Annotated in this window: 19 protein-coding genes; 16 read left to right on the top strand and 3 right to left on the bottom strand. The window is 70.9% G+C overall.

Going from position 1 to position 22291, the window contains the following annotated elements:
* The first annotated feature begins 101 nt into the window (after positions 1 to 101).
* The 7 genes from topA to AB0M47_RS11845 all read left to right on the top strand — a co-directional run bounded on the left by topA (position 102) and on the right by AB0M47_RS11845 (position 8713).
* A complete protein-coding gene (topA, locus tag AB0M47_RS11875; protein WP_363411978.1) occupies positions 102 to 2930 on the top strand; it encodes a type I DNA topoisomerase in 2829 nt (942 codons plus the stop codon).
* 104 nt (positions 2931 to 3034) lie between these two features.
* Positions 3035 to 3667 (top strand): TetR/AcrR family transcriptional regulator, encoded by a 633-nt coding sequence (locus AB0M47_RS11870; protein ID WP_253759681.1) that lies wholly within the window; start codon positions 3035 to 3037, stop codon positions 3665 to 3667.
* Between the two features lie 260 nt (positions 3668 to 3927).
* Entirely contained in the window at positions 3928 to 6102 is a 2175-nt protein-coding gene (tmk, locus tag AB0M47_RS11865) for a dTMP kinase (RefSeq protein ID WP_363412064.1), read from the top strand.
* Positions 6099 to 7295, top strand: a complete 1197-nt coding sequence (locus AB0M47_RS11860) for a DNA polymerase III subunit delta' (protein WP_363411976.1) — start codon at positions 6099 to 6101, stop codon at positions 7293 to 7295. The genes tmk and AB0M47_RS11860 overlap by 4 nt, the downstream gene beginning before the upstream one ends.
* Positions 7296 to 7401: 106 nt before the next feature.
* Entirely contained in the window at positions 7402 to 7728 is a 327-nt protein-coding gene (locus AB0M47_RS11855) for a YbaB/EbfC family nucleoid-associated protein (protein WP_253759685.1), read from the top strand.
* The gene (locus AB0M47_RS11850; protein WP_363411974.1) at positions 7725 to 8060 is read left to right on the top strand and encodes a hypothetical protein; all 336 of its coding nucleotides are present in this window, start codon (positions 7725 to 7727) and stop codon (positions 8058 to 8060) included. The genes AB0M47_RS11855 and AB0M47_RS11850 overlap by 4 nt, the downstream gene beginning before the upstream one ends.
* Positions 8060 to 8713 (top strand): hypothetical protein, encoded by a 654-nt coding sequence (locus AB0M47_RS11845; protein WP_253759689.1) that lies wholly within the window; start codon positions 8060 to 8062, stop codon positions 8711 to 8713. The genes AB0M47_RS11850 and AB0M47_RS11845 overlap by 1 nt, the downstream gene beginning before the upstream one ends.
* Positions 8714 to 8779: 66 nt before the next feature.
* Here AB0M47_RS11845 and AB0M47_RS11840 read toward each other — a convergent pair whose 3' ends face one another.
* The gene (locus AB0M47_RS11840) at positions 8780 to 10138 is read right to left on the bottom strand and encodes a hypothetical protein (RefSeq protein WP_363411972.1); all 1359 of its coding nucleotides are present in this window, start codon (positions 10136 to 10138) and stop codon (positions 8780 to 8782) included.
* 130 nt (positions 10139 to 10268) lie between these two features.
* Between AB0M47_RS11840 and ricT the strand changes: the two genes are divergently transcribed.
* The 6 genes from ricT (at position 10269) to AB0M47_RS11810 (ending at position 16172) form a co-directional block, all read left to right on the top strand.
* Complete coding sequence (gene ricT, locus AB0M47_RS11835) at positions 10269 to 11102, top strand: regulatory iron-sulfur-containing complex subunit RicT (protein ID WP_363411970.1); 834 nt, start codon at positions 10269 to 10271, stop codon at positions 11100 to 11102.
* A gap of 149 nt (positions 11103 to 11251) precedes the next feature.
* Complete coding sequence (locus AB0M47_RS11830; protein ID WP_363411968.1) at positions 11252 to 13096, top strand: metallophosphoesterase; 1845 nt, start codon at positions 11252 to 11254, stop codon at positions 13094 to 13096.
* Between the two features lie 142 nt (positions 13097 to 13238).
* Positions 13239 to 14141 carry a hypothetical protein gene (locus tag AB0M47_RS11825; protein ID WP_363411966.1) on the top strand — a complete coding sequence of 301 codons (903 nt, stop codon included), beginning with the start codon at positions 13239 to 13241 and terminating at the stop codon, positions 14139 to 14141.
* Between the two features lie 82 nt (positions 14142 to 14223).
* Entirely contained in the window at positions 14224 to 14874 is a 651-nt protein-coding gene (locus AB0M47_RS11820) for a futalosine hydrolase (RefSeq protein WP_363411964.1), read from the top strand.
* Complete coding sequence (locus AB0M47_RS11815; protein ID WP_363411963.1) at positions 14871 to 15695, top strand: 1,4-dihydroxy-6-naphthoate synthase; 825 nt, start codon at positions 14871 to 14873, stop codon at positions 15693 to 15695. The genes AB0M47_RS11820 and AB0M47_RS11815 overlap by 4 nt, the downstream gene beginning before the upstream one ends.
* Before the next feature lie 78 nt (positions 15696 to 15773).
* Positions 15774 to 16172 (top strand): cold shock domain-containing protein, encoded by a 399-nt coding sequence (locus tag AB0M47_RS11810; protein WP_253759705.1) that lies wholly within the window; start codon positions 15774 to 15776, stop codon positions 16170 to 16172.
* 90 nt (positions 16173 to 16262) lie between these two features.
* Here AB0M47_RS11810 and AB0M47_RS11805 read toward each other — a convergent pair whose 3' ends face one another.
* Both AB0M47_RS11805 and AB0M47_RS11800 read right to left on the bottom strand, forming a co-directional pair.
* Positions 16263 to 18596: a helicase-associated domain-containing protein gene (locus tag AB0M47_RS11805; protein ID WP_363411961.1), complete on the bottom strand. Its 2334-nt coding sequence runs from the start codon at positions 18594 to 18596 to the stop codon at positions 16263 to 16265.
* A gap of 48 nt (positions 18597 to 18644) precedes the next feature.
* Positions 18645 to 19460, bottom strand: coding sequence for a L,D-transpeptidase (locus AB0M47_RS11800; protein WP_363411959.1), 816 nt, complete (start codon positions 19458 to 19460; stop codon positions 18645 to 18647).
* 180 nt (positions 19461 to 19640) lie between these two features.
* Between AB0M47_RS11800 and AB0M47_RS11795 the strand changes: the two genes are divergently transcribed.
* The 3 genes from AB0M47_RS11795 (at position 19641) to AB0M47_RS11785 (ending at position 22184) form a co-directional block, all read left to right on the top strand.
* The gene (locus tag AB0M47_RS11795; RefSeq protein ID WP_363411957.1) at positions 19641 to 19868 is read left to right on the top strand and encodes a hypothetical protein; all 228 of its coding nucleotides are present in this window, start codon (positions 19641 to 19643) and stop codon (positions 19866 to 19868) included.
* Positions 19869 to 19904: 36 nt separating this feature from the next.
* Positions 19905 to 20180: a hypothetical protein gene (locus AB0M47_RS11790; RefSeq protein WP_363411955.1), complete on the top strand. Its 276-nt coding sequence runs from the start codon at positions 19905 to 19907 to the stop codon at positions 20178 to 20180.
* Between the two features lie 363 nt (positions 20181 to 20543).
* The gene (locus AB0M47_RS11785; RefSeq protein WP_253759718.1) at positions 20544 to 22184 is read left to right on the top strand and encodes a DNA repair helicase XPB; all 1641 of its coding nucleotides are present in this window, start codon (positions 20544 to 20546) and stop codon (positions 22182 to 22184) included.
* The last annotated feature ends 107 nt before the right edge of the window (positions 22185 to 22291 follow it).

Genomic DNA, 22291 nt, shown 5'->3' with positions numbered 1-22291 from the left:
CATTCAGCCGAGCGTTACCTTGGACATCCGCGGGCGAGAACGCCCCGACCCCGTAGGCGGAGTGACGCCGCCTGCGGACCAAGCCACTGCGGAGAGGTGCCGTGCCGACAGCCGCCAAGAACCGACTGGTCATCGTCGAGTCGCCGGCGAAGGCGAAGACGATCTCGGGCTACCTGGGCCCGGGATACGTCGTGGAAGCGAGCCTGGGCCACATCCGGGATCTCCCGGCCGGGTCCAAGCAGCTGCCTGACCGGTACAAGAAGGAGCCCTGGGCATACCTGGGCGTCGACGTGGACCACGGCTTCACCCCTATATATATCGTCAACCCGGACCGGGCCAAGCACGTCACGAAGCTGAAGGCCCTGCTCAAGGATGCCGACGAGCTCTACCTCGCGACAGACGAGGACCGTGAGGGCGAGGCCATCGCCTGGCACCTCGCGGAGACCCTGAAGCCGAAGGTCCCCGTCAAGCGGATGGTCTTCCACGAGATCACCCGGCCGGCGATCCAGGCGGCGGTGGCCAACCCCCGCGAGATCGACAAGGACCTGGTCGACGCGCAGGAGACCCGGCGCATCGTCGACCGGCTCTACGGCTACGACGTCTCCCAGGTGCTCTGGAAGAAGGTCGCCCGGGGGACCAGCGCGGGCCGCGTCCAGTCGGTCGCCACCCGGATCGTGGTCGAGCGGGAGCGCCAGCGGATGGCGTTCCGTTCCGCGACGTACTGGGACATCGTGGCTGAGCTTGCTGCTTCCGGAGGAAGCACCAGCGGCTCGGCGAACGGGCACGCCAGCTTCAACGCCACGCTCATCGCGCTGGACGGCGACCGGGTCGCGACCGGCAAGGACTTCGACCCGGCCACCGGCCGGGTCCGCGGCGGCGTCGTCCACCTCGACGAGCCGGCCGCCCGTGGGCTGGCCGCCCGGCTGGACGACCGGCCGTTCACGGTCACCCGGGTCGAGGAGAAGCCCTACCGGCGTAAGCCGTCCCCGCCGTTCATCACCTCGACGCTGCAGCAGGAGGCCGCCCGCAAGCTGCGGTTCTCCTCGGCGCAGACGATGCGTACGGCCCAGCGCCTGTATGAGAACGGCTTCATCACCTACATGCGTACCGACTCGGTGAACCTCTCGGAGTCGGCGCTGACCGCGGCCCGCAGCCAGATCGCGGAGCTGTACGGTCCGGCCAGCGTGCCGCCGCAGGCGCGGCGCTACACGGGCAAGGTCAAGAACGCGCAGGAGGCGCACGAGGCGATCCGGCCCGCCGGCGAGCACTTCCGTACGCCCGGCGACGTGGCCCGCGAGCTGTCGGTCGAGGAGTTCAAGCTCTACGAGCTGATCTGGAAGCGGACCCTGGCCTCGCAGATGACCGACGCGATCGGCAACTCGGTGAGCGCCCGCATCCGGGCGATCTCGACCTCCGGCGAGGAGGCCGACTTCGCCGCCTCCGGGACGACCATCACCGAGCCCGGCTTCCTGCGGGTCTACGTCGAGTCCAGCGATGACGAGACCGAGGACACCGACGGGGAGAGCAAGCTTCCGCCGCTGGTCAAGGACCAGAAGCTGACCGAGAAGTCGCTGACCCCGATCGGGCACACCACGCAGCCGCCGGCCCGCTACACGGAGGCGTCGCTGGTCAAGGCGCTGGAGGAGCTGGGCATCGGCCGCCCCTCCACGTACGCCTCGATCATGCAGACGATCCAGGACCGCGGCTACGTCAACAAGCGTGGTCAGGCGCTGATCCCGAGCTTCCTGGCGTTCGCCGTGGTGGGCCTGCTGGAGGGGCACTACCCGCGCCTGGTGGACTACGGCTTCACCGCCGCCATGGAGGACGAGCTGGACCAGATCGCCGACGGCGACGCCTCCAGTCTCGAATTCCTGACCTCGTTCTACTTCGGCGCGCCGAGCGCGGCCGAAGGCTCGGTGGCCCAGGCGGGCGGCCTGAAGAAGCTGGTCACCGAGAAGCTCGGCGAGATCGACGCCCGCGAGGTCAACTCGATCCCGCTGTTCACCGACGACCAGGGCCGGGATCTCGTGGTCCGGGTCGGTCGCTACGGCCCGTACATCCAGCGGGGCGGTGGCGGCGGCACGACGGACGTCGACCCGGACGCCGAGTCGGCGGCCGACGGCGACCGCGTCTCCATCCCGGAGGGGCTGGCCCCGGACGAGCTGACCCCGGAGAAGGTCGAGGAGCTGTTCCTCGGCGGGGGCGGCGAGCGCAAGCTCGGCGAGCACCCGCAGACCGGCGAACCGGTGGTCATCAAGTCCGGCCGGTTCGGGCCGTACGTCTCCTCCGGCGAGATCAACTCGTCGCTGCTCAAGACGCAGACGCCCGACTCGCTGACCCTCGACCAGGCGGTGCAGCTGCTCAGCCTGCCGCGGCTGGTCGGCAACGACGACAGCGGTGTGCCGATCTTCGCCCGCAACGGCCGCTACGGGCCGTACATCGAGCGGGAGAAGGACTCGCGGTCGCTGGAGAATGAGGATCAGCTCTTCACGGTGACCCTGGACCAGGCGCTCGCGCTGCTGGCCGCGCCGAAGACGCGGGGCCGCCGGGCCGCCGCGCCACCGTTGCGCGAGATGGGCAACGACCCGCTGACCGAGAAGCCGCTGGTCATCAAGGACGGCCGGTTCGGGCCCTACGTCACCGACGGCGAGTTCAACGCCTCGTTGCGGCGGGGCCAGAGCCCGGAGAGCCTGACCCTGGAGCAGGCCTCGGAGATGCTCTCCGAGAAGCGGGCGAAGGGTCCGGCCCCGAAGAAGGCGGCTCCGGCGAAGAAGGCGGCGGCGAAGAAGGCGGCTCCGGCGAAGGCGACGGCGGCGAAGAAGGCCACCGCGAGCAAGGAGACCGGGGCGGCGAAGAAGGCCACCAAGAAGACTGCGGCGAAGAAGACCCCCGCAAAGAAGGCAACGTCGGCGAAGAAGACGGCTGAGTAGCAGAGACGTCACGCCGGGCGGCTCGTTGATCCGAGTGGCGTTACAGTTTCGGTCTCAGCGTCGCGGTCGTGAAGGTCGCCGACGCCGTTGCGAAGGAGCGGCGAGTGACAACACCAGCCGTGACGACTCGTCCACTGCGGCGGGTACCGGTCCAGGGCCGCAGTGTGGCCCGGGTTCAGCGGATGCTCGACGCCTGCGCGGAGCTCGTCGACGAGGTCGGCTACGAAGGCCTGACCACCACCCTGCTCGCCGAGCGGGCCGGGGTGGCGATCGGGTCGGTGTACCAGTTCTTCCCCGACAAGCGCGCCATCGTGCAGGCTCTCACGCTGCGTAACGTCGAGGCGTACCTGGCCCGGCTGGCCGAGCGGATCCCCGCCGGTGAGCTGGACGACTGGTGGGACGGCGTCGACGCGGCGATCGAGGAGTACATCACGCTGCACCGGACCGTCCCCGGCTTCCGTACGCTGCACTTCGGCGACGTGGTGGACGTCCACCTCATCGACGCCGAGCGCGACAACAACGAGGTCATCGCCGACCACCTCGCTGAGCTGCTGGTCCTCTATCACTCGGTGCCCGACCGGCCGCGGCTGCGGTTCGCCCTGGTCATCGCGGTCGAGGCCGCCGACGCATTGATCAAGCTCGCGTTCCGCCGTCAGCCCGACGGTGACGACGCCGTGCTCGTCGAGGCGAAGGCGCTGGTCCGGGAGTACCTCCACCGCCACGTCGGCCAGGTCTGACCGAGATCCTCCGCCCCTGGTGGGCCTCCCTGCGGACGGGTGACTCGAGGGGTACGCACATCGATCCCGAGATCCGGGTAACTTCAGGGTGCTCATTCTCGCGGGCGCTCGGCGCCGCACGGCTAGAGTGATCTCAGGGCGCCCAGCGATGGGCAGGCGAGGTGGAGGCTGCCATCGGGAACCGGTCGCGTGGGCGGGCTGACGCAGGCGGTCCAGGGGGCCGCGGCGCGGCCCCGGCTGCCCTGTCCGGCGACGTCTCCATTCTGAAGATCCGGCCGTTCCGGCGGCTGTGGATCGTCCTCGGGGTCGCCTCGCTCGGCGACTGGCTCGGCCTGCTGGCCACGGCCACCTTCGCTTCGGCCCAGGTGAGCGGCTCGGCCGCCAAGGGTCTGGCGTTCGGCTCCGTCATCGCGGTCCGGCTGCTGCCGGCGCTCGTCTTCGGGCCGGTGGCGGGCGTCCTCGCGGACCGGTTCGACCGGCGCTACATGATGGCGATCTGCGACGTCCTGCGGTTCTTCCTGTTCGCCTCGATCCCGCTGGTGGCGCTGCAGAGCACGAACTCGACGGTCACCATCGGCTGGGCGGCGGTCGCCACCTTCCTCATCGAGACGATCACCCTGATCTGGATCCCGGCCAAGGAAGCCTCGGTCCCGAATCTCATTCCGCGGGGCAAGCTCGAGGACGCCAACCAGCTCACGCTGATCACGACCTACGGGATCACGCCGGTGCTGGCCGCGCTCGGGCTGGCCGGGCTGAACCAGCTCTACTACTCGGTCAGCGCGGGCGGCGTCGACCTGCCCGAGACGACGGCGTCCACCGTCGCGCTGTACTTCAACGCGCTGTCCCGGCTGGCCACGGCGGTCGTGGTCTTCTTCGGCATCCGCGAGATCAGCGGCCGGGACGGCCGGCACGAGGTCCCGCAGGAGAGCGCGCTGCGCCAGTTCGTCGACGGCTGGCGCTACATCGCGCGGTCGCCCCTGGTCCGGGGCCTGGTCCTCGGCATCCTGGGCGCGTTCGCCTGCGGCGGTCTGGTGATCGGCACCGCGCAGTTCTACGCCCGGTCGCTCAGTGGTGGCGACTCGACGTTCTACCTGCTGTTCGGCCTGATCTTCATCGGCCTCGGGGTCGGCATCGCGCTCGGCCCGCGCCTGATCGGCCAGCTGTCCCGGCGTCGTTGGTTCGGCCTGTCGATCATGCTGGCCGCCCTGTCGGTCGCCGCGCTGGCGCTCGCGCCGCACCTCAGCATCGCCGCCGTCGGCACCCTGCTCGTCGGGGCCGGGGCGGGCATGGCCTTCCTCTCCGGGACGACGCTGCTCGGCGGCGAGGTCGAGGACGAGGTCCGCGGCCGCGTCTTCGCCTTCGTCCAGACCTCGGTCCGGGTCGTGCTCATGCTCGCGATCGCGTTGTCCGGCGTACTGGTGGGGGCGGGCGGCTCGCCTGAGCTCTCGATCGGCGGCACGACCGTCCCGATCTCCTCTACGCGCGTACTGCTCTTCATCGCGGGCATCTGCGGCACCCTGGCCGGCTACTGGGCCCTGCGCCAGATGGACGACAAGCCCGGCGTACCGCTGCTCCGCGACATCTGGGCCTCGATGCGCGGACGACCGCTCGGCCTGCTCGGCGACAGCGCGGCCAGCGGGATGTTCATCGTCTTCGAGGGCGGCGAGGGTGCGGGCAAGAGCACCCAGATCGAGCTGCTCGCGAGTCACCTGCGGGAACAGGGGCGCGAGGTGCTCGTCACGCGCGAGCCCGGCGCCACGCCCGAGGGTGCGCGCATCCGGGAACTGCTGCTGGAGACCCACTCGCCGGAAGGCTCGCTGTCCGCGCTCGGCCCTCGGGCCGAGGCTCTGCTCTACGCGGCGGACCGCGCGCATCACGTCGATTCAGTGGTACGCCCAGCGCTCGACCGAGGTGTGGTGGTCATCAGCGACCGCTACGTGGACAGTTCGCTCGCCTATCAGGGCGCGGGGCGGACGCTGGACGCCGACCAGGTCGCCTGGCTGTCGTCGTGGGCGACCGAGGGACTCACCCCGGAGCTGACCGTGCTGCTCGACATCGACCCGCGGATCGGGCTCGACCGGGTCGCCGAGCGAGGCGACGGCCACGACCGGCTGGAGAGCGAGGCGATCTCGTTCCACGACCGGGTCCGGCACGCCTTCCTCAGCCTGGCCGACGCTGAACCGCGCCGATACCTGGTCGTCGACGCCACGCTGCCGGTCGACCGGGTCGGCGAAGCCGTCGCGGAGAAGGTCGACCGCATGCTGCCGCCGTTCCACGAGGCCGACAAGAGCCGTTCGGCTGGGCAGGGGGACGCGGAGCCGCCCACCTTTCGGTCGACCGGATCGCTCGACCGGGCCGAGGTGACCGCCGAACTCGCGACTCGCCGGGGAAGCGCTCGCGCTGAGCCGCCAGAAGTGCAGTCAGCGCACCGATGACGGGCGACGTCTTCGATGACCTGGTCGGCCAGCCGGAGGCGGTCGAGACGCTGCGGGCTGCGTCGGCGGCGGCCGACCTGATTCTGCGCGGTCAGCCGTCCCCGCCCGGGGTGATGACGCATTCGTGGCTGTTCACCGGCCCGGCCGGCTCCGGCCGGTCGACGGCGGCCCGGGCCTTCGCGGCGGCGCTGCAATGCGTACGCGGTGGGGTGGGCTGCGGCGAGTGCTCGGGCTGCCACACCGTCCTCGCCGGTACGCATTCCGACGTGCGATTCGTCGTCCCGGACGGGTTGAGCATCCCGGTCGCGCAGATGCGGGAACTGGTCCTGCGGGCGGCGAGCGCCCCCACGGCGGGCCGGTGGCAGGTGCTGGTGGTGGCGGACGCCGACCGGCTCACCGAGGCGGCGGGCAACGCCCTGCTCAAGGCGGTCGAGGAGCCACCGGATCGGACGGTGTTCCTGCTCTGCGCGCCGTCGACGCATCCGGACGACATCTCCGTGACGATCCGGTCGCGGTGCCGTCTCGTCCCGCTGCGTCAGCCGGGAGCCGACGCGGTGGCTTCGTTGCTCACCCGGCGGGACGGCGTACCAGCTGATGTCGCGGCCTGGGCTGCCGCGGCCGCGCAGGGACATGTCGGCCGGGCGCGCCGGTTGGCCGCGGACTCGCACGCGCGGACCCGGCGGGACGCGGTACTGGCGGTGCCCCGGCAGCTGACCACGGTCGGCGCGTGTTTCGACGCGGCGGCCTCGCTGATCGAGGCGGCCGAGGCCGAAGCGGTGGACGCGGTGGCGGCGGTGGACGCGGCCGAGCGCAGCGCGCTGGAGATGGCGCTGGGCGCGGGCGGAACGGGCAAGGGCGCGGCGGGCGCGGCCCGGGGCAGCGCCGGGCAGCTCAAGGAGCTGGAGAAGCGGCAGAAGTCGCGGGCGACGAGGGCGCAGCGCGACGCGTTGGACCGGGCTCTGATGGACCTCGCGGGGTTCTACCGGGACGTGCTGAACGCGCAGTTCGGCGCGGCGGTCGCGCCGATACACACCGACGTCGACCAGGTCACCCGGGCGGCGGCGGCGAAGTGGCGGCCGGAGTCGACGCTGCGCCGGCTGGAGGCCGTGCTGGCCTGCCGCGAGGCGATCGACACCAACGTCAAGCCCAAGATCGCCGTCGAGGCGATGATGCTCGCGCTCTGGCGCGGCTGACGCCCGATACATTTCCCGGCGAGTTATCCACAGAGTTGTCCACAGGGATTGCCTCGTTATCCACAGGGACTACCGGGGCTGTGGAAGCGCCGGTAGCCTCGGCGACGTGCGGGAGATCGACGAGGCGTGGATCGAGGAGGCGGTCACCGCTTACCGGCGTATCGAGGATCGGCAGGCCGAGTTCCAGCGGTCGCTCTCCGCGATAGAGGTGAGCGTCCGCTCGCCCGACGGTCTCATCGAAGTGGTCGTGGCGGGTGAGGGAGGGGTGCGGAACGTGGCCATCGTAGGTGCCCTTCGCAGTCAGACCTCGGCCGAGATCAACCGGTCGATCCAAGCCGCGCTCCACGCCGCCAAGGACGCGGCCGACTGGGCGCGTCGCCGCCTCCACCAAGAGGTCTTCGGGGACTACCCGCGCCTGGGAGGCCCGTCATGAGCGGACTCGCCAAGCTCGCCGACGCGCTGGAGCGCGCCGCCGAGCAGATCGCTGACATCCCGGCGGAACTGGCCCGGCATGAGGTGACCCCGTTCAACGACCTGGCCGCGGCGCCCGGCCGGCTCGGCGACATCGGCCGTGACCTGCGCCGTCAGTGCGCCGACGCGTTCCAGAACCGCTATGACGAGACGACCGGTGCCGCCCGGCGGCTCGACCGGCTCGCCGAGGGCGTACGCGAAGCCGGGGCGAACTATGCCACCGCCGAGGACACCGTCCGCGACGACGCCCGCCGGGAGCAGACCTTCGGGGATCATCCGGACTGGGGCCTCTGATGGACGCTCTGGACAAGATCGCCGGCCCCGCCGCAGACCTGCTCCAGCGGGTCGACGCCGCGTTGGGCCGCCACGGCGCGCCGCCCGGTCACCAGGTGTGGCCGCTGCTGCGCTGGGTCGGCAGCCTGCCCGGTCCGGCGGTGCAAGCGGTGGTCGGCCTGCGCCCCATGCAACTGCCCGGCGACGACGTCCGCGCGCTGACCGACCGCCTCGTCGAAGCGGTCTCCACCGTGGATCGTGTGGGCGTCAACTGGGAGGGCGACGCCGGGGCGGCGTACTTCTCGCAATGGTCGGCACACCGGCGGCACATCGCCGATCCCGACACGTCGCTCGGCGCCCGGCTCGACGACTTCGGGGCGTACCTGGACGACGTGGAGGGGTGGATCGCGGAGAGCCGCGTCTCCCTGGCGATGCGGCTGGCGCTGGTCATGAAGTCGGCCGAGGCGATCAGCGTCGTCACCGGGCTGGACCCGATCGAGGTCGGGCTGGCCGCCGCCACGATCGGCGCGCTCGTCCTGGAAGAGGTCGAGGAGATCTGCAAGGCGGGCGAGGAACTGCGGGAGACCTGGGAGACGCGGCTGGCCGCGCTGCCGTTCCGGCCCGGCCCGGACTTCGGTCCGTCGACCGGCGGCATCACCCGCGTCGACCTGTAGCAACCGTTCTCGAACGCACGGACGCCGCCGCTCCCGCGAGAGCGGCGGCGTCCGGTGCGGTACGCGTCAGACGGAGCGCCGTCGGGCCAGCAGGATCATCAGCCGCCCGAGCAGGGCCAGCAGCACACCCGCCCCGACCACGTACGCGACCGGGCCCATCCCGGTCTGGGGGAGCGTCCCGGGTCCGCCGCAGCCGGGTCCGCCGCAGCCGGCCGGGCTCGTGCTGGGCGCCGGGCTGACGCTGGTCGCCGCCGAGGGCGACGTCGACGGGGTCGGCGAGGAGACCACCGGGACGTTCGGGGCCGTGGCCGAGGTCCGCAGCAGCCCGACCGCCAGGTCGAGCACGGTCACCTGAGCCTGGTCCGGGCCGCAGAGGATCAGCTGGATCCGCAGGGAGGCGGCTTCCGCCTCGACCGCGGCGTCGGTGATCGACTTGTCGAGCGCGCCGAGCGAGATGCGGAGCAGGGCGTACGTCTCGGGGCCGGGCACCTGAAGATTTTCGGTAAGGCCTTCGACGTGGACGTTGCCGACGAGTGAGTTCAGCAGCGGCACGTCGAGCCCCCGCAGCAGGGTGCCGAGCGGGTCGCCGCCGGTGGCGGGGAGCACCACGTCGACGTGCTTCGCCGGAGTGCTCAGCCGCTGCGTGGGTACGCCGGAGCCGGAGATCTCCAGCAGCGGGTTCGAATACTCCACACTCGACGTACGCGCGGAGCCGGTCGCGGTGGCGGTCAGTGTCGGCGGCTTGAGGACCTTCACGGCCACCGCCCCGTTGAGCAGCCGCAGATCGGTCAGCTCGACCTCGGCCGCCGCGACCGACGCCGTCCGCCCGCCGGCCGTCCGCAGCCCGGTCACCGCCTGGCTGGACAGGTTGCGCGGTACGCGTACCAAAGCGGAGGAGGAACTCGGGAGCACGCTGAGGTCGGCGACGGCCGCCGAGCTGACCCCTGCCGGACCCGTCTGCCGGCCGCAGGCCATCCGGTCCGCCCAGGTGGCGTGGGCCGACAGGTCGCCGGTGCCCACCTTCGCGACGCCCGCGTCCTGGCTGAGCGCGTTGTAGCCGGCCGGACCGGCGTGCGTGGGCGGAGCCTGCTGGCTGACCGCGCTGCCGAGGAAGAGCGGTGAGAGTTTGAGCCCGACGACGCCGACCTCGACGTAGCGCGCGGCGGCCCGGGCGGCGACGGGCTTGCGGGCGTCCATCGTGGAGCGACTGGACGCGAGGGCGAGTTCGGCGACCGGCCCGACCGGTACGCCCAGCGGCCGCAGGTCGAGAGCGGTGAGCCGGACCAGGTCGGCGGACGACTCGGCGGCGTACGCCATCGGCGCGCAGCTCGCGGCGGCAGCGGATCCCGGCAGGACGACCGGCACGGCGGCGAAGAGCGCCAGCAGACCGGACGAGAGCAAGCGGAAGCGTCGGGGAGGCAGCATGCCGGGCCCAACGAACGCGTCCGCCGAACGGTGACGCGTTTGTCGGGCACTACCCGCATTTGGCTAACGACGAATGGTACGAATAGGTACGGGTGGTGCGCCGTTCCGCCGATGGTCCTAGAGTGGCGGGATGGGCATGCTCTGCGCGGTCACGTTCAACCAGTACGGTCGGCTCTTCTACCTCGACCCCGGCGAGTTCCAGCCGCAGGTCGGGCAGAAAGTCCTGGTCCCGACGGATGACGGCCCCGAGGTCGCCGAGTGTGTGTGGGCCGCGCAGTGGGTCTCCGACGACACCTCCGGCTTCCCCAAGATGCTCGGGCTCGCCGGCGACGACGATCTCGACCGCGACAAGCAGCTCCGGGCGCGCAAGGCGGAGGCGCAGGTCGCCGCCCGCAAGCTCATCCGGGAGCACCAGCTGCCGATGAAGGTCGTCGCGGTCGACCACGTCGACGGCTCCTCCCCGCAGACCACGATCTACTTCACCGCGCCGCACCGGGTCGACTTCCGCTCGCTCGTACGCGATCTCGGGGCGACCCTCAAATGCCGGGTGGAGCTGCGGCAGCTCTCCGCGCGCGATTCGGCTCGCGTACAGGGAGGGATCGGATCGTGCGGGCGCGACCTGTGCTGCGCCACCTTCCTCACCGACTTCGAACCGGTCACCATCCGGATGGCCAAGGATCAGGACCTGCCGCTCAACCCGCTGCGGATCTCCGGCGCCTGCGGGCGGCTGATGTGCTGCCTCAAGTACGAGCACCCGCTCTACCAGGACTTCCAGGCGAGCGCCCCGGCGGTCGGCGAGCGGGTCACCACCGACGAGGGCGACGGCAAGGTGGTCGCCCATTCCGTGCCGCGCGACTCCGTCGTCGTACGCCTCGACGCGGACGGATCACGCCGGGTGTGCCCGAAGGCGTCCGTCTGCGGATCGCGCAAGCTCTTCGAGGACCGCTACCAAGCCTCCTCCTGACGGCTCGCCCGGCAGATCACGGATACGCAGCCTGAAACCCGCCCGGGCGGCATGCAGATCCGCGATCTGCTCGGTGAAGAGCACGCTGGGCGGCAAAGGCCCGAAGGGCCGACAGCGAAACTGTGCGATGGACGCTAGGCTGCACGGCTGTGACGAACCCCCAGCAGCAAACGGGACAAGGCATTCCGGAGCAGTCCCCGGCGTCGGCGTTCGAGGGTCCGCCGGTCGGCGGTCCGGGCACCCCGGCTCCGGAGTCCGGTGTGGACCCGGGCAGCGAGCCGACGGTCCAGTTCGCGATGCTTCCGCAGCACCGTCCGACCTCGATGGAGCCGACCGAGCTGGGGTTCACGCCCAAGGAGCCGGTGCCGTGGCTCGGCCCGGTGCTGCTCGCCGTCACCGGCGTACGCGTCGCCTTCGCCGAGCAGTTCGGGGCGTACCTCGACAAGCGCGAGCTGCAGGGCGCCTTCCCGACGAAGATCTACGACGACCACGCCGAGGACGAGGAGCTGTGGCTCGACTACATCTCCGACCTCGGCGACGGGTTCAACGCCACCTACTCGATGGCCTGGCTGCTGTCGCAGAAGTCGTTGCGGGTCAACACCACCGACGACCACCAGGACGACCTGGTGCTGACCGAGCTGCCCCGGGGCCAGGTGCTCGTCATGGGCGGCGACCAGGTCTACCCGACTGCCAGCGGTCAGGAGTACGAGGACCGGATGGTCGGGCCGTACCTGGCCGCGTACTCGACGCCCGAGCCGGGTGAGACGCCGCCGTCGGCGTTCGCGCTGCCCGGCAACCACGACTGGTACGACGGCCTGACCGCCTTCCTGCGGCTGTTCGCCCGCCGCGAAGGGGGCCACGTCGGTGCCTGGCAGACCAAGCAGACGCGGAGCTACTTCGCGTTGAAGCTGCCGCACAACTGGTGGCTGCTCGCGGTCGACGTGCAGGGTGAGGCGTACCTGGACGATCCGCAGCTCGACTACTTCCGGAGCGTCGCCAACCTGCTCGGCCCGGACGACAAGGTGATCATCGCGTTCCCGCAGCCGTCCTGGGTGCAGACGCTCGAGCACCCCCGGGGCTATGACACTCTCGGCTACTTCCGGCGGAAGCTGATCGAGCCGACGGGGGCCAAGGTCAAGCTCATGGTCTCGGGCGACCTGCACCACTACGCCCGGTACGCCGAGGCGGAGTCGAGCGAGGAACAGCTCATCACCTGCGGCAGCGGTGGGGCGTACCTGTATGCGACGCATGGGCTGCCGTCGAAGATCACGGTCCCGCCGCGGCGCCCTTTCGCCATCGACACCCAGCAGCAGTCGTTCACGCTGCGCAAGACCTATCCGAGCAAGTCGAGGTCGCGGGCGCTGTCGGTCGGCATCTTCCCGCGGCTGCCCTGGCGCAACCCGGGCTTCGCGACCTTCCTCGGCATCATCCACACGCTGTTCCTGCTCTCGCTCAAGGGCAAGGCGCATCAGCTGTTGAGCTTCCCGGCGTTCCTGATGATCGGCCTGATGCTGGCCGGATCGCTGTTCTTCGCGGTCGGCCTCTCGCACGGCATGCTCCGCCGGATACCCGTCCTCCTCGGCCTCGCCCACGGCATAGCGCACATCCTGCTCGGGTACGCCGGCTACTTCGCCTGGCGCGAACTGCCCTTCGACGACCAGCCGTGGCCGTGGCCGGGCGTGCTCGCGTTCGCCATCTACGGCCCGGTCGCCGGGCTCATCGCCACCGAACTCGTCGCGCTCTACCTGTTCCTCGCCGGCGGTTTCCGGGTGAACCTCAACGAGCTGTTCGCCGGGCAGGGGATCGAGGACTACAAGGGCTTCCTGCGGATGCGGTTCGCGCCGGACGGCTCGCTCACGATCTTCCCGATCGGGGTGGACCGGGTGGGCCGCAAGTGGGAGCCCAAACCGCAGCGGGACGCCAGCACGCCCTGGTTCGACCCGGCCAAACCGCTCCGGCCCAAGCTCATCGAGGAACCCATCGTCATCCGCTGACCATCACCTCCGGCTTCCGACAGCTTCCTGCAGCGCCGGATCAGGGTTCCGCGTCGAATCATGATGCAAGATTCGACCTAGAACCCTGATCCAGCGCCACAGCGGGAGGCGGGGGGCGGAGAAGCGGGAGAGGGGAGGCGAAGTGCTGAATGAGATCGCGCGCATCATCGCGGTCGGACTGGCGCTGCTGGGCCGGCTGATCCGGCGGGCGTTCCGGGGGCTGCGGTTCCTGGTGCTCCTGGCGGCCTCCATCCGGACCACCACGGCGTCGGCCGTGCCTGGCAGCGGGCGGCTGCTCAACATCGCCCTCTATTCGACCGCGGCCGATCTCCTCCTGCTCGCCGAATGGTGGCGGCGCTCCACTCCCACGCCTGGCGTACCGGCGTTGATCGGGCTCATCCTCGGTCTCGCCGCGTGCGGCGCGGTCGGCTGGCTGCTGCACGACCGGACGTGGGCGCGATTCGTGCTGGCTGCGGTCGAGTTGGGCCGCCTGCTGGCCGTCCTCCTCGTCGCCCTGAACCTGGCCCCCGAGACGGCCGCCGCCGCGCTCATCGCGCTCGGCCTCGTCGAGCGGGCACTGTGGACGGTCTCGGGCACGCCGGGCCACCGGGCCGCGACCGCCTCGGCCGCCGCGCGCTACGTGGGCGCGCTGCTCGTACCGGTCGCCTTGGTCGTCCTGGTGGCGCTCGTGGTGGGCGGCCTGTTCGCGCCGCTGCTGGCTCAGGTCGCCCTGCTGGTCGCGCTGATCGCGGCCCTCCTGCTTCCGCCGGCTGGTACGCCGACAGCAAGGCCGCCGAAGCAACGCCCGGCGCCAGAGGCCGGACGCCAGTCGCGCCCCACCCCGAAGTCGCAGTCGAAGTCGAAGTCCCAGCCGAAGCCGCAACCCGAGTCGCCGCCGAAGCCGGCGGAGCCGGACTCGCCCGACGGCTCCTACCACGTCTACCGACCATCCTCAATGACCCCCCACCCCCCCACCCATCCCACCCACCCCCCACCCATCCCCCCCACCAACCCACCCCCCGACCCACCCAGTCCGTCCCGTTGATCATGGAGTTAACTGTGGTCTCGGCGGTGTGTCGAGGGTGCGAAGTCCATGATCAACGTGGCTGGGCAGAGGGGAGCGCGCGATGCGGGTGCTGATCGCGACGGCGGTCGAGGTCGAGGCCGACGCCGTACGCCGAGGGCTGGGCGAACGCGATGACCTCGTGGTCGCCCCGATCGGAGTCGGCCCGGCGAACGCGGCGGCGGCCACCGCCCGGCTGCTGACCCTCGCGGAGGCGGCCGGCGACCCCTACAGCGGCGTCCTCAGCATGGGCATCGCCGGTGGCTTCGCCGACGTCGTGGACCTGGGCGGGCTCGTCGTCGCGACGCGGAGCATCGCCGCCGATCTGGGCGCGCAGTCCCCGGAGGGCTACCTCACCATCGACGAGCTGGGCTTCGGCCGGGCCGTCTCCGAAGTGGATCCAGCGCTGCACGCGCTGCTGCGCGGGCGACTGCGCGACGCCGTCTCCGGCGACGTGCTCACCGTGTCGACCGTCACCGGGTTGGCCGGACGAGCCCAGGAGCTGCGGCTCCGCTATCCGCACGCGGCAGCCGAGGCGATGGAGGGCGCCGGTGTGGCGGCGGCCGCCGCGACCTGCGGCGTCGCGTACGCCGAGATCAGGGCCATCTCCAACGCGATCGGCCCCCGGGATCGGGCGGCATGGCAGATCGGCGCCGCTCTCCAGGCGCTGACGGGTGCCGCCGCCACGATCGGGGATAGCCTGGAAGCACTATGAAGATCGCGTACTCGCCCTGCCCGAACGACACCTTCGTCTTCCACGCGCTGACGCACGGTCTGGTGCCGGGCGCGCCCGAGTTCGACGTGACGTTCGCCGACGTCGACGTGACGAATACGGCCGCCCTCGACGGCCGGTTCGACCTGGTCAAAGTCTCCTACGCCGCGCTGCCCTGGCTGCTGGACCAGTACGAGTTGCTGCCCTGCGGCGGCGCGCTCGGCCGGGGCTGTGGCCCACTTCTGCTCACCCTCGAAGAAGCAGGGATCGACGGCAAGACGGTCGCCGTGCCCGGGGAACGGACTACTGCGTACCTGTTGATGCGACTGTGGGCCGAGCAGAGCGGGCAGCGGCCCGCGGAGATCGTGGTGGTCCCGTTCCACGAGATCATGCCGGGCGTCGCGGCCGGACGGTTCGACGCGGGTCTGGTCATCCACGAGGCCCGGTTCACCTATCCGCGCTATGGACTGTCGCAATTGGTGGATCTTGGCGAATGGTGGGAATCCGACACCGGGTCGCCGATTCCGCTCGGGGCCATCTTGGCCAAGCGCGGTGTCGTCGACCCGCGAGCGGCCACGGAGTGGATCCGGGCGTCGGTCCGGCACGCCTGGGCGCGTCCCGCGGACAGCCGGGACTACGTCCTCGCCCACGCGCAGGAAATGGAGCAGGCCGTCGTCGATCAACACATCTCGTTGTATGTCAACGAGTTCACCGAGGATCTCGGCCCGGCGGGCTACGCGGCCGTCCGCGAACTCCTGAACCGTTCGGAGAAAGCCGGACTCACCCCCGGTATTGCTGTTGGGCTGGACGATCTCGCTCGATAGCCTTAACCGGGCCGCATTGCCGCGGCGCGACGACGGGTCACGACGTGGCCGCACAGGGATGGGAAGCAGGGATCAACGGTGCCTACCGGTCGGGTCAAGTGGTACGACGCCCAGAAGGGCTACGGCTTCGTCACCAGCGACGAGGGCGGCGACGTCTTCCTGCCCAAGACCGCTCTCCCTGGTGGGGTCGCCGAACTCAAGGGCGGCCAGAAGATCGAGTTCGGGATCATCGAGGGCCGCAAGGGCGCGCAGGCGATGGGCGTGAAGCTGCTGGAGGCTCCGCCGTCGCTGGTGCAGGCGCAGGCTGAGGCGAAGCGGCGTACGCCGGACGAGCTGAACACGCTCATCGAGGACATGATCAAGGTGCTCGAGGCGAAGATCCTGCCCGACTTGAAGCGCGGCCGGCACCCGGACCGCAAGACGGCGCAGAAGATCGGTGAGGCGCTGCACGCGGTCGCCCGCGAACTCGAACTCTGACGCTCTCTCCACGCGCTTTCTCCGCGTGCAGATCACGGTCACGCAGGCTTCCTCACCGAAGTGAGCCTGCGTAACCGTGATCTGCACGTATCACGTTTCGGGGACGGCCGCCGTCACCCGCGACAACGCGAACGTGTGGATCGTCTGCGTACGCTCGTCTTCCGCGCGCAGGTAACCGGCGCCGATGGAGACCGGCCGGACCAGCCGTGAGTTGGTCGTGCCGTGGGCGTCGACGTAGCCGACCCACACCCGCGCCTTGTCCCGGACCGCCTGCTGCAGAACGGCTAGCGCGTCGCTGTGCGCCTGAACGGCGGTGATGCCGTCGACTGTGCCACCGGTGGCCGCGCGTACGGCTAACGGGGCGCGCTTGGCCGCGCGCGCAGCGGCGTCGCCGTGCCGCAGATGTTCGACGATGCCGAGCAACCGCGGCCGGGTCAGCCCGCTCGCGGGGTCGATCGGCGGCGCTACGACGGCTCGGGCCGGCGCACGGCGTACCTTGGGCTTGCTCAGCACGACAGCGCCCGTCGGGTCCTCCGGCACCGGGGTGTAGCCGGCTTCGCGCAGGGCGGCCAGCAGCCGACCCGGGGGCGACAGCGTGATCAGGACCGTCGGGGCGAGCCGGCGCAACGACAGCCCCGACAGCCTTCGGTCGGCCAGTGCGGAGGCGATCAGCGCCTCGTCGTCGCTGCGCAGATAGGACCCGGCCGCCCCGGTACGCAGCCCGCCGTGCGTACGCGAGATGTCGTCGATGAGATAGGTGAGCGCCTGCGGCACCGGCGTACGCGATCGTTTGCCGAACAACGTGTGCAGGTCGGCTGCGGCGTACCCGGCGTCGAGCGCCCGCCGGACGGAGTCCCGGGTGACCCGGTAGACGACCGCGCCACCGCCCGACTCGTGGTCGGCGACCATGTCGAGTTCGGCGGCGAGCTGCGGTTCGGGCGGGCCGGGCACCACCACGGTGAGGTCGGCCTGAACCATCAGATGGTCGACCGGCGGGGGCAGCAACGCCCCGAGCGCGAGCGAGGCCGGGCTCTCCTCCCGAGGCCGGTCGGCCCCCGGGCGGCGGCCCAACGGGTCGTCCTCCGGGTTCTCGCCGTCGTCGATGAGCAGCGCGCCGAAGGCGGTCAACCCGCCGAACCCGGTCACGCCCAGGCTCGCCGCCTCCGCCAGCACGGCCGAATAGACCGCCTCACGACCACGCACGCGGATCGGCGTACGCCACCCGAGCAGATCCAGCACATCCTGTTCGGACGGTGCCGTGCCGAGCGGCAGCGAGCCGAGCAGTTCGCGGCGCAGTCCCGGCATCCCCGCCCGTTCGGCTTCCGGGGCGAGCGCCGTGATCGGCCGGTCGCGTTCGTCGCGCAGCCCGATCAGCGACGGCTGCCGAGGCATGTTCAGCCACGCCTGGGCGAGCTGGGTCCACCGCTGCGCCAGCGGCTTGTCCCGCCAGCCGTCATAGCCGGCGGCGGGCAGGTATTCCGTCTCGGTCTCGCCGATCAGCCCGGCCGCGGCGACCACTTCGACCAGCAGCGCGGCCGTCGGCTCCGGCAGCTCGGCGGCCTTCGCCAGACGCCGCAACGGCAGCACCCCGAGCCCACCGCCGCGCAGGATGCTGATCGGCTCGGCGGCCAGCGCCTCCAGGACCGCTTCGGCCTCGCGCACGACCGTCATCGCCTGCCCGGCCCCGGCCCGGTCGATCGTCGCCTGCGGTCGCGTCCCGGCCGGCAACTCCGGCGGCTGCGGATGCAGGCGACCCAGCGGACCCTGGTCCCGCCGCAGCAACAGGCCCAACTCGCGGGGCAGCTCGACCGTCTGGTCGTCCAGGCGTACCAGGAGGTGTTGCTCGAGAAGTTCGAGCACGGCCGTGGGCGGCTCGCTGAACGTGCCCACCGGCGGCCCCTCGGCCAGCCGGTCCAGGACCGCGCGGGCCGAGGGCGGGGCGGCGAGGAGCGTGCGGCGCAGACGGGCCGGATCCGCGGCGAGCGCGTCCGCGGCCGGGTCGAGTTCCGCCGCTGGTCTCCCTAGTCCCGCCGGGTACGCCGAAAGCACTTCATCGATCGCACCGGTGAGTCGCAGTTCCTCCTCGGGCCCGTAGAGCAGGAGGAGTTTCTGGAGGGCGTGCACGGCTTCCCGAACCCGGGCCGGCTCCGGCCCGCCGGAGGGCACCGCGGCCAGCGCCACGATGGCGTCCATGGAGGTGTAGCCGTCGTCGCTGCGGGTCAGCCGGGCGGCGTCGAGGATTTCCAGGGTGAACCGGTCGAGCCGCTCGACCACTCGGGCCAGCGACAGCCGGGTCTGCGCGCGAGCCGCCAGCGCGGCGAGATCCGGCGGCACCGGTGTGATCAGATCCGGGCGGGCACGCAGCAGCTCACCGAGCGCCTCGTCGGAGAGGGCCCGCAGCCGGTCGGTGAATGAGGTGGTCATCGTCGCTCAACCGTACCCATTCGATCGCCAGCTGCGGGCCGCGCGCGCTCAGGTTCCCGGCCGGCGGCCGTACAGGTGAACCTTGGAGCCGTAGCCGAGCGTCGCGTAGTACTTCTGCGCGTCCACCTTCAGCAGGTTGACGCAGCCGTGCGAGCCGATCCCCGTGTTGTGGATGTAGGTGGTCGTCTCGTGGAAGCCGTCGCCGTTGTAGAACTGCTGCCAGGACGGCAGCCAGACCTTGTACGGGTTGGACCAGTGCTTCGGCGAGCGGTCGAAGATCTTGAACCAGCCCGACGGCGTCGCATATCCGGCCATCCCCGTACGCGTGACGGTCGGCCCCCAGATGACCTTGCCACCCTTCATGATGTAGGTCGTCTGGTGGGTGAGGTCGACGCAGGCCACCAGCCCGGTGCCGGCCTGGCACTTGGCGGGGTCGGTGGCGGCCAGCCGCTTGGCGACGCTGGCCGTGGTGTCCCCGGCCCGTCCGTTGGCGGGCGAGATGCCGAACCGCTTCTGGAACTTCTTGATGGTCGCGCAGTCGGCGTCGGTCTGGTGCCCGTCGACGACGATCGGACCCCACGTCCCGAGCTTGGCCAGGGCGGTCTCGACCTCTTTCTGGCGCGGACCCTGCTGGCAGCTCGACGTCGTGGTGGTCTTGGTCGGCGTCGTCGTCTTGGTCGGTGTCGGACTCGGGCTCGCGGTGACGCTCGGGCTCGCACTCGGCGACGCGACGGCGCTGGTCTCCGCGACCGGCGCCAGGGTCGGCGAACCGCCGCCGGCCTGCGAATCAGGCTGGCATGCGGTCAGTGCGAACAACGCTGCGGCCGCCCCCGCGATGACGGCGACCGCGCGGTTTCTTCTCATGAAGCCCTCCCCAGTGCTCCGGAACCACGTCTTGACCGATCAGACGTATGCGGGGGCGCGTCCGGTTGCAGGCTGAGAGTAGACAAGAGCGTCCAGAAGGGAAAGAGAGCCGAATGTGAGTTTCCTGGCAAACCATTCGGAGGATGGTTGATCGAGACTTCGACGGTCCACCCTCAGGAAATGGAGAAGCGCGCGCGGCTTTCCCTGGCGGTCACCGCCGCCGTCGCCGTGGTCTGCGCGGCGGGCTGGCTCGTGCTTGCCTGGCTCGTCCGGGGGGAGCCGTTCGGGGACGCCGTGAACGAGGCGTTCGGCGTGCTCTTCGGGGTTTTGATCTTGCTTTCCGTCATCGGCGCGCTCCGAGCGAGGTCGCGCGCCAATTCGGGCGAAGATCCAGAAAAACCCTCATAATTCCCAGGGGGATGGCACCCTGGAACAGTGACACAGGTGAGCGCGGGAGGGACCGAGATGACCGCCGAGCCGGGCCCGGAGGGCGAGTCAGTGGAGGCGGAGACGCCGGCCGGTTCGCGTACCGGTCTGTCACGTGGGGCCCAGGTCGCGGTGGCCCTCACCGCGTTCGGCCTCACCGCCTGGTTCTTCTTCGCCTGGCTGGTGCTCGACCGGATGATGCTCGACGCGGCCGGTGAGGCGATCGGCAGCGGACTGCTCCTGCTGCTCCTCGTCTCCATCGTGAGCGCGCTCGCCCGCAGCCGCTCCGACTAGCGAGGTGACCCCGGCCACTTCCGGCTCCGGGTCAGACAGTTTCCGGCCACGGGTCAGGCAGTTCCGGCCACGGGTCAGGCAGTGGAGAAACGGCTGCCGGCGGCACTGCGTTCGCCCCCGTTGGACTCCCCCGAACGCTCATGCCGCCGGCCTGCCGGCCGTCTGGCCGACGGCTTCTTCCACACGAGGGACGCACAGGGTCGAGGGGGAGGTTGCGAGTCAGCCGCCAATTCGACCGTTCGGCGGGGGCACCGTAACCGAGCGGAGGAGCGTCACGTCACGCCTCACCCGGCCGGGACTGCCGGTGAGCAGGCGACCCGTGTCAGACTGGAGGGTCGCCCCTTACTGCATCGAGGTGAGTTCATGTCGAGCGGCCCGCTGATCGTCCAGTCCGACAAGACGCTGCTGCTGGAGGTCGATCATCCGGACGCGGCGGCCTGCCGGGCCGTCATCGCGCCCTTCGCCGAGCTGGAACGCTCACCTGAGCACGTGCACACCTACCGCCTGACCCCGCTGGGCCTGTGGAACGCCCGCGCCGCCGGCCACGACGCCGAGCAGGTCGTCGACGCGCTCCTGAAGTACTCGCGGTACCCCGTTCCGCACGCGCTGCTGGTCGACGTCGCCGAGACGATGGACCGGTACGGTCGCCTGCAGCTGGCCAACGACCCGGCGCACGGACTGGTCCTGCGGGGTCTGGACCGGGCCGTGCTCGTCGAGGTGGCGAAGTCGAAGAAGCTCGCCGGCATGCTCGGTACGCAGCTCGACGCCGACACCATCGCGGTGCATCCGTCCGAACGAGGCCGCCTCAAGCAGGCCCTGCTCAAGCTGGGCTGGCCGGCCGAGGACCTGGCCGGCTACGTCGACGGCGAGGCGCACGACATCGACCTCGCGCTGGACGGCTGGAGTCTGCGCTCGTACCAGAAGGAGGCGGTCGAGCACTTCGAGGCGGGCGGCTCCGGCGTCGTCGTCCTCCCGTGTGGCGCAGGTAAGACGCTGGTCGGCGCGGCGGCGATGGCTTCGGCCAAGGCGACCACCCTGATCCTGGTGACGAACACGGTCGCGGCCCGGCAGTGGAAGCGTGAGCTGCTCGCCCGGACCTCGCTCACCGAGGAGGAGATCGGCGAGTACTCCGGCGAACGCAAGGAGATCCGGCCGGTCACCATCGCCACGTACCAGGTGCTCACGATGCGTCGGGGCGGCACCTTCCCGCACCTCAACGTGTTCGACGCCCGGGACTGGGGACTCATCGTCTACGACGAGGTCCACCTGCTGCCCGCGCCGATCTTCCGATTCACCGCCGACCTCCAGGCCCGGCGCCGCCTCGGGCTGACCGCCACCCTCGTCCGGGAGGACGGCAAGGAGGGCGACGTCTTCAGCCTCATCGGCCCCAAGCGCTACGACGCGCCCTGGAAGGACATCGAGGCGCAAGGCTGGATCGCCCCTGCCGAGTGCATCGAGGTACGCGTCACGCTCACCGACGAGGAGCGGATGGCGTACGCGATGGGGGAGGCGGAAGAGCGCTATCGCATGGCGTCGACCGCCCGGACGAAGCTGCCCGTGGTGCAGGCGCTCGTCGAGCGCCACCCCGACGAGCAGGTGCTCGTGATCGGGGCCTACCTCGACCAGCTCCACCAGCTCGGGGAGTACCTCGACGCGCCCATCCTCGAGGGGAGCACCACGAACAAGGAACGGGAGCGGCTGCTGGACGAGTTCCGCTCAGGCAGCCTGCGTACGCTCGTGCTGTCCAAAGTGGGCAACTTCTCCATCGACCTGCCCGAGGCGGCCGTGGCGATCCAGGTCTCCGGCACTTTCGGGTCCAGGCAGGAGGAGGCCCAGCGGCTCGGCCGGGTGCTGCGCCCGAAGGCCGACGGGCGTCAGGCGCACTTCTACACGGTCGTCTCCCGCGACACCATCGACACCGAGTACGCCGCCCACCGGCAGCGCTTCCTCGCCGAGCAGGGGTACGCCTACACCATCGTGGACGCCGACGACGTCCTGGCCTGACGCTCCGGTGGCAGGCGTGGGCGCTGCGCGGGAAGGCGGCTCGCACGCCGCGCCGGTGGTCGGTCCGCGCGGCGCGGGCACCGCTGACCGCCGGCTGGTGAACGGCC

The organism is Hamadaea sp. NPDC051192 (assembly GCF_040682475.1).
Classification (GTDB): domain Bacteria; phylum Actinomycetota; class Actinomycetes; order Mycobacteriales; family Micromonosporaceae; genus Hamadaea; species Hamadaea flava.
This window is presented reverse-complemented; position numbering and strand designations above follow the sequence as displayed.

Excerpts from the sequence above, each read along its gene's own strand:
- AB0M47_RS11860 (WP_363411976.1), top strand. The coding sequence starts at position 6,099 with ATGACGGGCGACGTCTTCGATGACCTGGTCGGCCAGCCGGAGGCGGTC.
- AB0M47_RS11850 (WP_363411974.1), top strand. The coding sequence starts at position 7,725 with ATGAGCGGACTCGCCAAGCTCGCCGACGCGCTGGAGCGCGCCGCCGAG.
- AB0M47_RS11845 (WP_253759689.1), top strand. The coding sequence starts at position 8,060 with ATGGACGCTCTGGACAAGATCGCCGGCCCCGCCGCAGACCTGCTCCAG.
- AB0M47_RS11840 (WP_363411972.1), bottom strand. The coding sequence starts at position 10,138 with ATGCTGCCTCCCCGACGCTTCCGCTTGCTCTCGTCCGGTCTGCTGGCG.
- ricT (WP_363411970.1), top strand. The coding sequence starts at position 10,269 with ATGGGCATGCTCTGCGCGGTCACGTTCAACCAGTACGGTCGGCTCTTC.
- AB0M47_RS11820 (WP_363411964.1), top strand. The coding sequence starts at position 14,224 with ATGCGGGTGCTGATCGCGACGGCGGTCGAGGTCGAGGCCGACGCCGTA.
- AB0M47_RS11815 (WP_363411963.1), top strand. The coding sequence starts at position 14,871 with ATGAAGATCGCGTACTCGCCCTGCCCGAACGACACCTTCGTCTTCCAC.
- AB0M47_RS11805 (WP_363411961.1), bottom strand. The coding sequence starts at position 18,596 with ATGACCACCTCATTCACCGACCGGCTGCGGGCCCTCTCCGACGAGGCG.
- AB0M47_RS11800 (WP_363411959.1), bottom strand. The coding sequence starts at position 19,460 with ATGAGAAGAAACCGCGCGGTCGCCGTCATCGCGGGGGCGGCCGCAGCG.
- AB0M47_RS11795 (WP_363411957.1), top strand. The coding sequence starts at position 19,641 with ATGGAGAAGCGCGCGCGGCTTTCCCTGGCGGTCACCGCCGCCGTCGCC.
- AB0M47_RS11785 (WP_253759718.1), top strand. The coding sequence starts at position 20,544 with ATGTCGAGCGGCCCGCTGATCGTCCAGTCCGACAAGACGCTGCTGCTG.